The organism is Pontibacter ummariensis (genome assembly GCF_900188175.1).
GTDB classification, from domain to species: Bacteria; Bacteroidota; Bacteroidia; order Cytophagales; family Hymenobacteraceae; genus Pontibacter; species Pontibacter ummariensis.
The window spans coordinates 1-8,736 of sequence record NZ_FZOQ01000053.1; the positions used below are offsets into that span (position 1 = coordinate 1).

Below are 8,736 nucleotides of genomic sequence, written 5' to 3' on the forward strand. Positions count from 1 at the left end.
TGAACGCAGCACTAAATCAGCCGAGACCATGATTCAGATTACCATGATACATATCATGCTTAAGAAATTAGATAAATGAAATCAAAACAGCCTCTTATATTCACACTCATTCATCTACCTGTTCATCTCGTTTGAGCTAACAGGCAGAATGAAAGCAAAGCGCCTTTTAATGTTGCACCACCTTTTTAGTTTTAGTACGTACATAACAACAGTCACATTTAAAATTAACGATGCTAGAATACGTAAAGACCATACTGCTGAAGGTAAGCTTCGACAGAACCCTGTTTGAGAAAGAGTTAGGGAAGTCCTTTAAAATGCTTGAAAAAGAGGAGCTGCAGCAGCTTAGAAAATGGTGCTACGAGAAATTCTCTGGGATATACCTGTTCATCTTAGACAGAGTGTTTGCGAAGGCATAAACACTGTAAGTAGATTACAGGGGAAGCTACCTTGTGATCAGGAAGTAGAAAGAGATCGTATACACGAAGGCATGCGCTACCTACATCACGGTAGTTCATGCCTTTTTTTCTGCCTGCTTAGGGCCCAGTGTCAACTGTCGTCTTACCGCAAGCCTTCCTCCTGAAGAAGTGCCAGACCTGCCATAGGCTTGGCAACTGAGGGGCGGAGGCTGTATTCTCAACTATACCATTATCCCCTATAAATAGGTCCCTATTAGTAGGAAGGTATAGACTAAACTTATCCCGATTAGCCCACCAGCCAGTACAGCAGTAGTAATGCTTCTTGTCGAAAGGGCCGAACTCTTGAGCGCCCTGTTCATGATGTAAAGGGAAAGCGGCAGGTCAACAGTCAGAGCAGTTAAGAGGCCGGGAATGTATTCCTGGAAGAGAACGGCCCCCATGAGGTGCGGAATAAATACATTCAGGAGTAACATTCCTGAGAAGCCCACGGCTGTTAGTAGGAACTGCCTTTCATTTCTGTAAAGCTTTTTAGCATACAGGAGGATAAACCCCAGAACAGTAAACAGGGCCAGTGCAAACCAGTACTGCCGGGCAGTCACGGCAAAAGGTGTGCTCATTGGCTTGTGCTCCAGCCAACTGGTTAAAGTAACTGCCTCTTCCAAGTTATGGAGCATGAACGCAAAGGGAAGCACCTTGAGGGCCTTCCCAAGCTTATCCTTTCTTGTTGTCACTTCGCGTCTTGTTGTAATTTTCAACCCTTTGGTTCGTCTCATTCTGCAGCGGGACTTGCAGCAAAACTTGCAGTAGCAGCCGCCAGAACTTTTGCACAGAACTTACCTGTACCCGCTCATCCGGGGAGTGAGCGCCGAGGATGTTCGGTCCGAAAGAAATCATCTCCATGTTCGGATACTTTGCCCCGATAATACCGCACTCCAGACCAGCATGTATGGCGCTGACAACAGGAGCTTTACCGAACTCTTCCAAATATAAGCTCTGTACTAGTCTTACAAGGCTTGTATCGGGATCTGGTTGCCAACCAGGAACGGAGCCAGAAGAGGTTACGCTGACACCAGTCACAGCAAAAGCGCTTTTAATTACCTCAGCCAGCCTTACTTTCTCTTCTTCACGAAAGCTGCGGCTTAGGCAGAAAGCATGAAAGCTTCCGTCCTGCACTCGCACACAGGACAGATTGTTGGAGGTCTGGACCAGCCCAGGGATAGTGTTGCTTAGGCTGTAGATGCCGTTAGGGCAGGTGTGAACTGCCAGCAGCACCTTCTCCTGAAATTCAAGAGGGAGAGCAGACGAGTGAGGGGGAGAGGGAACAAGGGTAACTTCTAACTGTGGATCAGTTACAGCATAGCTGGCTTTTAGCATCTCCACCTGCTCCGACACCACCTCATTCAGCAACTGTACATCTTCTTTTGGAACAGCTATCGCTGCGGTGGCCTCTCTTGGGATGGCGTTGCGTAGGTTCCCGCCGCTCATGGAGCAGATTCTGAGCTCTATTACTTCTTTAATTTGAGTAAGTAAATGAATAAGAAGTTTAACGGCGTTAGCTCTGCCCAGATGAATGTCAAGTCCCGAATGACCACCTGTCAGTCCTCCTACTGTAAGTTGATATCCCTGCAGGGTAGCACCTATGCTCTCCTGCCTGTAGCTTCCTGAAACAGTGATGTCCAAGCTGCCCGCGCAGCCGATGGTGAGCAGGGTATCGTCCTCTGAGTCCAGGTTCAGGAGAAGGTCTGCCCGCAGGAGACCTTCTCCTAGGTTCAGGGCCCCTGTGGCTCCCATCTCTTCATCTACTGTAAACAGTGCCTCTAAAGGCGGGTGCGCTATGGTATCGGACGCCAGTATGGCTAAGATGGCAGCGACTCCTATGCCATTGTCAGCCCCCAGCGTTGTTCCTTTGGCCCTTACCCAGTCCCCATCGTCATACGCTTCTATTCCTTGCCTGCTGAAGTCAAACAGGGTAGCCTCGTTCTTCTGGTGTACCATGTCCAGATGCCCTTGCAGCAGCACCGTCTTCCTGTTTTCCATACCAGGTGTAGCAGGTTTTCTGATCAACACGTTCCCTGCCGTGTCCTGCATCGTCTCTAGGTTTTGCTTTCTGCCGAACGCCACCACGAAAGCCGCGGCTTTGTCCTCCTGTTTTGATGGCCTTGGCACAGCGCTTAAGGCTGCAAAGTTTTGCCAGAGCGCCTGGGGCTCCAATAACTTGATGCTGTTCAGCGTGCTCATCTTTTACCCCCTGAATTCCAGTAGCTCTTTAAAGATGTCAATGCCCCGAAGGAAGAAGTCCAGCCGAAGGTTCTCGTTGTGCGTGTGCTGGTTGCAGTCGAAGTTGCTGACTGGCAGCGTGATCAGGGGCATGCCAAGCGCCCCGAAGACAGAAAAGTTCAGGCTACCGCCTTCTGTGGGCTCCACCACCCATGGTGCTGCTGTGCTTCGCTGCACAAGGCGTAGCACCTGCTGCGGCAGGGCCGCCTGCATCTCTGTCTTCATGGCCTTAAAGCTTCCGCTGCGCTGCACCTGAAGAACAGGGCCTTTGGTAATAAGATCTGCTTTTGTTGGTTTTGTATCAGTGACTGTAAAACCCATCTGCTTTAGGTATGTCAGCATAGCCCTGTATATTTTGTCCGGGTCCATCCCGGCTACCAGGCGTATGTCTATGCTAACCTGCGCCGTCGTAGGAATGATGTTACTGGCCTGGTCGCCTACGTAGCCCGCCTGCAGCCCCCGGACGTTGAAGGTAGGTTGATTGATGAGCTCCTGCAGCGAGTGGGATTGTTCTGTTTTTTTAATCCCGAACTGTTGCTGTATGTCGCGCTCAATGGACGGGATCTGCAGGACTACCTCTTGCTCCTCCGCCGTTAGCTGTCTTACGCCCTCATAAAACCCGGGCACTAGCACCTTCCCTTTACGGTCTTTAAGTTGTGCGAGCAGGTGGGCCATTTCCAGGGCTGCATTCGGTGTGAAGTTTCCGAAGTGTCCGCTGTGCATATCGGCGGTGGCCGTATGCAGGGTAAGGTCCAGCATCAGGATACCGCGCACACCGAAGGCAATGGTAGGCAAACCGCTTTGGTGCGTCTCTCCAGATGCTGAGATCACCAGGTCTGCGGCTAAGTCCTGACTGTGTCGGAGTACCGTCTCCCGCAGGTAAGGCGACTCCAGCTCTTCTTCCCCGTCCAACAGCAGCTTGATGTTAATGCCCGGCTCCTGACCCTCTGCTTTGATACTGGCGAGGGCCGCCATGATGGAAATGATTGCGTTCTTGGAGTCCGCAACAGAGCGAGCGTAAAACCGGGCCCCCTCCGGGTGACGTAAAGCTTCCCTTGTAGTTAAATGGTTGCCGGCCGCGTCTTTCAACACGGGTTGAAAAGGGGCGCTGTCCCAATGTGCAGTATCTACAGGCACCCCATCATAGTGCGAATAAAACAGAAGGGTGGGCAGTGCTTCGTCTACAACATAGCTGGCATAAACATAGGGCTTGCCAGAAGGGGTATCCCAGAGGCTGACGGTAAAGTCCTGCCGTTGTAGTAGCTCCTGCAGGTAAGATGCATTTGCCTTGATTTGTGCAGCGTCGAATACATTATTGGGCACAGCTGCAAAGCCGCGCAGTTCTTCCAGCCAGCGCTCTGCCTGGCTATCAGCAAGTAATGCTCTTTTTCCCATTTCCTGAGTTTTTGATGGCTGCGCCTGAGCGGTATTTAGCAGTAAAGACCCAGCCAAAAGCAGCAGTATGTTTTTCATGCAGCAAAGCTATCTGCCATCAATGGCAGACACTTGTCCATTTTTGCTGACTTTGCGGGCTTAAAGAACAGGAATAAAAAGATCGGTAGAGCACCGGCTGTCCGTCTCGTGCTGACGCAGGACCTGAAAGGAATATCCAGAGGGTCGCCACTCCAGCCCCTGTTTCCGAAGGTAGGCGAGTATGGCAGGCAGGTGCGCGGGAAGTGGCCGGCCGAAGCCAGTGAAGGGTACAACCAGGTAATGGCCGCCTGGGAGGCTGTCTTCGAAAAGCAGTTGTTCTTGTGTGAGCTCCTGTTTCAGGCCTTGAGGCAGACAAGCCTCGGGAACAGCAGTGTCCCAGCGCAGCTTGGAATAGGGGGTAATACCTGGCTGGTCAGGGGATCGGCCAATGAGCGCTACATTCTGCTCTGCCAGAGAGCCAGCCAGTTGCTGCCACTTAAAGTACCCTTGTGGAAACTGCTGTATCCCTTCCGCCCTGAAAGAGACGACTTTTTGTGCTGGTAACCTGACTTGCTTTACCGCATTCCAGTTGTAGGACAGCCCCTGGCTAGCGGAATGGTGCTGTAAGTGCTGCTGGCGGTACTGCTGAGGAGACTGCCCATGCCAGGCTCGAAAGGCCTTGCTGAAAGCCGCCGCCGTCTCAAAGCCAGCCCCAAATGCTACATCGGAAACAGGAGAGGACGTAAAGAGCAGCAGGAAAGCTGCTTTCTCCATGCGCAGACGCTTCACATACTGCCAGACCGACTCGCCGGTGGAAGCCTTGAACTGGTGCTGAAAATGGAAGTAGCTCAGAAAAGCCCTTTCAGCAATGATCTCCCCATTCAGCACTTCGCCCAGGTTCCGCTCGATGTAGAGCCTGGACTGGAAGATGTGCTGCTGTGTGGAAGCATGCATGACGGCAAAAGATATGGTCGTTTTAAAAAGGGCCCCCCTATGTTACTGATCAGCGAATATATAGCTTGCTTCTCTATACCGGACTCATAGGGCTCAAAAATTTTTCTCTTTGCCGTATCTTTAACTGTGAGCGTGGCCCCTATACCAAGTTTCTCAAGAGGTTAAAGCGGTAACTCAGCTAAAGCACCCTTGCAGGTTGTGCCTCTAACTAAACGGGTATAGAAAGGTGCTCATGGGAAATTCGCCACTTCCCGCGTTTCTTCACCAGCACGCTCGTACCACGGCCTCTTCCTTTTACTGCTTTTCCTTCATGAGTACCCTGGTAAGTGTATTCGTAAATGCAGGTGGCGCTGTTCTTTTCGATGGAGAGCCATTTTACTTTCTCAATACCATACACCTCGTCAGGCAGGTAACCCCAGGTGCTCTCAAAGTTCTTCCTGATAGCATCGATTCCCTGGCTCTCGCTTTTATTAAACCAGAACACCGCCTCAGCCAGCAAGAGAGGCTCTACCGTGTCAAAGTCGTGGGAGTTGGTTGCGTCCACGTAGTCTTTGATAAAAGCATTGAGCTCTCGCTCTACTTTAGGCTTTCCTGTATCTGCTACAGAGGCAAAAGAAGAGTGCAGAACGAAGAAGAGAAAAAATACTGTTGTGATGCGCTTCATAGTTTAAGTCTATTTTGTGAAAGATGTTGGTTCGGTTAATACCCATGCCCCGGTTAGAGGCTGTATATAGCTACCTTTATAAAAACTGGCAGATGCGGCTATAAGTGAATACTTCTTAACCTTAGAAACTCGTTGAAGCGCTGACGGTATGTTTCGCCCACGGGCACTTCTTTATCTCCGTAGTGCACCTTGTGTCGGTACAAAGCGTCTACCTCCTCTATGTTGATGATATAGGAGTTGTGCACGCGAATGAAGCGATCCGCAGGCAGTTGTTCTTCCATGCCTTTTAAGCGCTGCAGGCACACAATCCTTCCTTGACTGCGGGTCTGGATACTCACGTAGTCTCTTAGGCCTTCAATATAGCGTATGTCTCTTGGGTTAATGCGTATGAACCGGCTACCCTCCCGCAGAAATAAGCTCTCCGGGTTTACAGGCCCTGTGGCTGTTGCAGGCACGGAAGAATGGGAAGTCGAGGAAGGTGCCACTATCTTGTTCACAGCCCTTAGGAAGCGATCAAAAGTGATTGGCTTGAGGAGGTAATCGGCAGCGTTCAACTCAAATCCCTGTACCGCATACTCAGAGAACGCCGTTGTGAATATGACCTTTGGCGGATGGGGAAGCGTACGCAGCAGCGTCAAGCCGCTTACCTCCGGCATGTTTATATCAAGAAAGAGCAGGTCTACACTCTTCTCACCCAACTGCCGCAGTGCCTCCATGGCTCCGGCACAGGCTCCCTGCAGCTGCAGAAAGGGTACTTTTTGCACATATTCCTGCAGGAGCTGTCGCGCCAGTGGCTCATCATCCACAATCAGGCAGCGGTACTTGTTTTCCATTGCTTAGTGGGTTTCATGCAATTGTTAAAGTAAGGTCAACTTCATAAAAGTCCTGTCCATCTGTCAGCTTCAGTCGGTGACGATCAGGGTAGCTGAGTTCCAGGCGCCGTTGCACATTTTGCAGTCCCACCCCGCTGCTCACGGAAAATTCATTCTGGCTGGGCATACCTTTGCTGTTGCGCAGCACATAACGGCACTGGCTGTTACCTACCGATAGCTTTGCCTGCACCCAATCGCCCATGCCATTGGGGTTAACCCCGTGCTTGAAGGCATTCTCAAGGAAAGTCATGAACAGGAAGGGTGCCACCTGTATTTCCGCTGTTGGTCCGTGCACTTCAAAGTCAATTTTTACCTGCTGGTTGAGGCGCATCTGCTCCAACTCGATATAGTTGCGCATGTGCTTGATCTCACTTTGCAACGGTACCACCTTTTGGTTAGCGTCGTAGATCATGTACCGCATCATCTGCGAAAGCCTGTCTATCACCTCTGGCGCATAGTCAGACTTTGTATAGGAAAGGTAGTAAAGGCTATTAAGCGTGTTGAAGAGGAAGTGAGGGTTGATCTGGGCGCGAAGGTACTTCAGTTCCACCGCCAACTGCTGGTTCTCCAGTTCCCGTCGCTCGCCTTCCAGCACAAGCCATTCTGTCGTGAACTTCAATAGGGTAATGAAGGCCAGGATAAAGAGCATCCCAATAGCTACCTGCACTACCCTGGCAGTGTTGATGATGTAAGGCATGTCCGTTACTATGCTGCTGTACAATTCCTTTTCCACTAACAATCGAATCACCAGCAACACTGTAAAAACCGGCAGCAAACGCAGCAAATAGGGAAGTAGGCGGCGCTCGCGCATGAGGCGCGGCAGCAGCAGGAAGTAGTTGAAGTAACAGATCACCAGGTGGGTGGCCAGCACAACGCCTGTCAGGTACAGTGTCTCCACTGTGTCGTTGTAGCGACTGACATTAAACAGGTTAAATGACAGGTACGCTACCCAGAATGAGAGATGCAATAACAGGATAAGGTGGCGCTGCCAGAACGGTTTCATACAAATACAAGCCTCAGAATAGCCAAAGGTAAAACATAAGGAAGAGTTAAGGTATAAAGGCTCACTGATTTTCGGCCGATGCCCTGGGTTCTTCCACCGATCGGGCCTTTAGGGGTATTCGTAGGAACGATCGAATAACAGAGTAAAAGGGTCTTAAACTGCCGGGGAATGGTCGAACAAGCCGGTGCGGCTTCTAATTTTTTGTTCCCTTTGCAGCATTCAAACATAAAACTATGAGAAAGACCCTTATCACAACCCTTTTTCTTATAGGCTGCTTCCTGGGGCAGTCATTTGCAAAACCTAGCCCTAGTGCTAAAGAAATCATCCATCAAAGCATTGCCGCTATGGGTGGGGAGGAGAAGCTTCAACACCTGCGCACCCTTAGATTGCAAGGCATTGGGCATACCTATATGCTGGAGCAGTCGGAGAGACCGGAAGGCCCCTGGATCGTGAACTATAGCCAGGTTGAGCAGATCCGGGATTACCAGCAACAACGCCTCTTTCTGAAGAAAGAGAGCAAGAATGTCCAGCAACCGGAATGGGCAGGTACCACCTTGCTCTATACAGCAGGTGCCAGTGCTTTAAAACTACCGGGAGGGAAGGTGGTACCAGGGCGCAGGAGCATGGCTGAGGAGGCGGAAGAAATTCTGGGGCTGGCGCCTGAGCAAGTACTGCTGAGAGCCCGTGAAGCGGTTGACTTACATGTCCTGCGGGACACGCTACTGCAAGGGGTGCCGCACAAGGGTATCGCCTTCAGGGAAGGGAACATTCAAACACGACTTTATGTCAACGCCTTCACAAACCTGCCTACACTCTTGCAAACAACCCGGGCCTACCCGCAGGACTTGATGTGGTCTGTGTGGGGGAACGTACGCAACGATATGTTCTTTTCCTTCTGGTCCCTGACGCCCGAGGGAATTCTTTACCCGCTCCAATACAATCTGTACCGGAACAACCAGCCTTACCAGGAGTTTACAGTGCTTAGCCTCGAGTTGAACAAGGAAATACCCAGTGAGATGTTCGAGATACCAGAGAATGTGAAGAAGGCATTTGCTGCGCAGCCTGTACAGGATTTTAATGCTTTACCACTGGGAAGGCCTGACCAGCAGCCAAAGGAGCTAGCTCCCGGTGTGCTCT

9 protein-coding genes are annotated in these 8,736 nt (G+C 50.9%); 2 read left to right on the forward strand and 7 right to left on the reverse strand.

Translation table 11 applies throughout. The annotated features are described in order from the left end of the window. Positions 1–230: 230 nt before the first annotated feature. Positions 231–416, forward strand: a complete 186-nt coding sequence (locus CHB92_RS25060; RefSeq protein ID WP_089321983.1) for a hypothetical protein — start codon at positions 231–233, stop codon at positions 414–416. A gap of 236 nt (positions 417–652) precedes the next feature. On the opposite strand, the gene CHB92_RS25065 is transcribed toward CHB92_RS25060, so the two are convergent. The 7 genes from CHB92_RS25065 to CHB92_RS25095 form a co-directional block, all read right to left on the reverse strand. Continuing rightward, positions 653–1,147 (reverse strand): HXXEE domain-containing protein, encoded by a 495-nt coding sequence (locus CHB92_RS25065; RefSeq protein WP_179223162.1) that lies wholly within the window; start codon positions 1,145–1,147, stop codon positions 653–655. After that, positions 1,128–2,654 carry an aminoacyl-histidine dipeptidase gene (locus CHB92_RS25070; RefSeq protein WP_089321985.1) on the reverse strand — a complete coding sequence of 509 codons (1,527 nt, stop codon included), beginning with the start codon at positions 2,652–2,654 and terminating at the stop codon, positions 1,128–1,130. The genes CHB92_RS25065 and CHB92_RS25070 overlap by 20 nt, the downstream gene beginning before the upstream one ends. Before the next feature lie 3 nt (positions 2,655–2,657). Beyond that, positions 2,658–4,088 (reverse strand): M20/M25/M40 family metallo-hydrolase, encoded by a 1,431-nt coding sequence (locus CHB92_RS25075; RefSeq protein WP_179223163.1) that lies wholly within the window; start codon positions 4,086–4,088, stop codon positions 2,658–2,660. Between the two features lie 138 nt (positions 4,089–4,226). Then, positions 4,227–5,060, reverse strand: a complete 834-nt coding sequence (locus CHB92_RS25080) for an AraC family transcriptional regulator (protein WP_089321987.1) — start codon at positions 5,058–5,060, stop codon at positions 4,227–4,229. A 208-nt stretch (positions 5,061–5,268) separates the two neighbouring features. After that, a complete protein-coding gene (locus CHB92_RS25085) occupies positions 5,269–5,724 on the reverse strand; it encodes a YybH family protein (protein ID WP_089321988.1) in 456 nt (151 codons plus the stop codon). A 98-nt stretch (positions 5,725–5,822) separates the two neighbouring features. Next, the gene (locus CHB92_RS25090) at positions 5,823–6,557 is read right to left on the reverse strand and encodes a LytR/AlgR family response regulator transcription factor (protein WP_089321989.1); all 735 of its coding nucleotides are present in this window, start codon (positions 6,555–6,557) and stop codon (positions 5,823–5,825) included. A gap of 13 nt (positions 6,558–6,570) precedes the next feature. Continuing rightward, entirely contained in the window at positions 6,571–7,599 is a 1,029-nt protein-coding gene (locus tag CHB92_RS25095; RefSeq protein ID WP_089321990.1) for a sensor histidine kinase, read from the reverse strand. 233 nt (positions 7,600–7,832) lie between these two features. Between CHB92_RS25095 and CHB92_RS25100 the strand changes: the two genes are divergently transcribed. After that, positions 7,833–8,736, forward strand: a 904-nt coding sequence (locus tag CHB92_RS25100; protein ID WP_144266398.1) for a hypothetical protein, incomplete at its 3' end; no start/stop codon positions are given.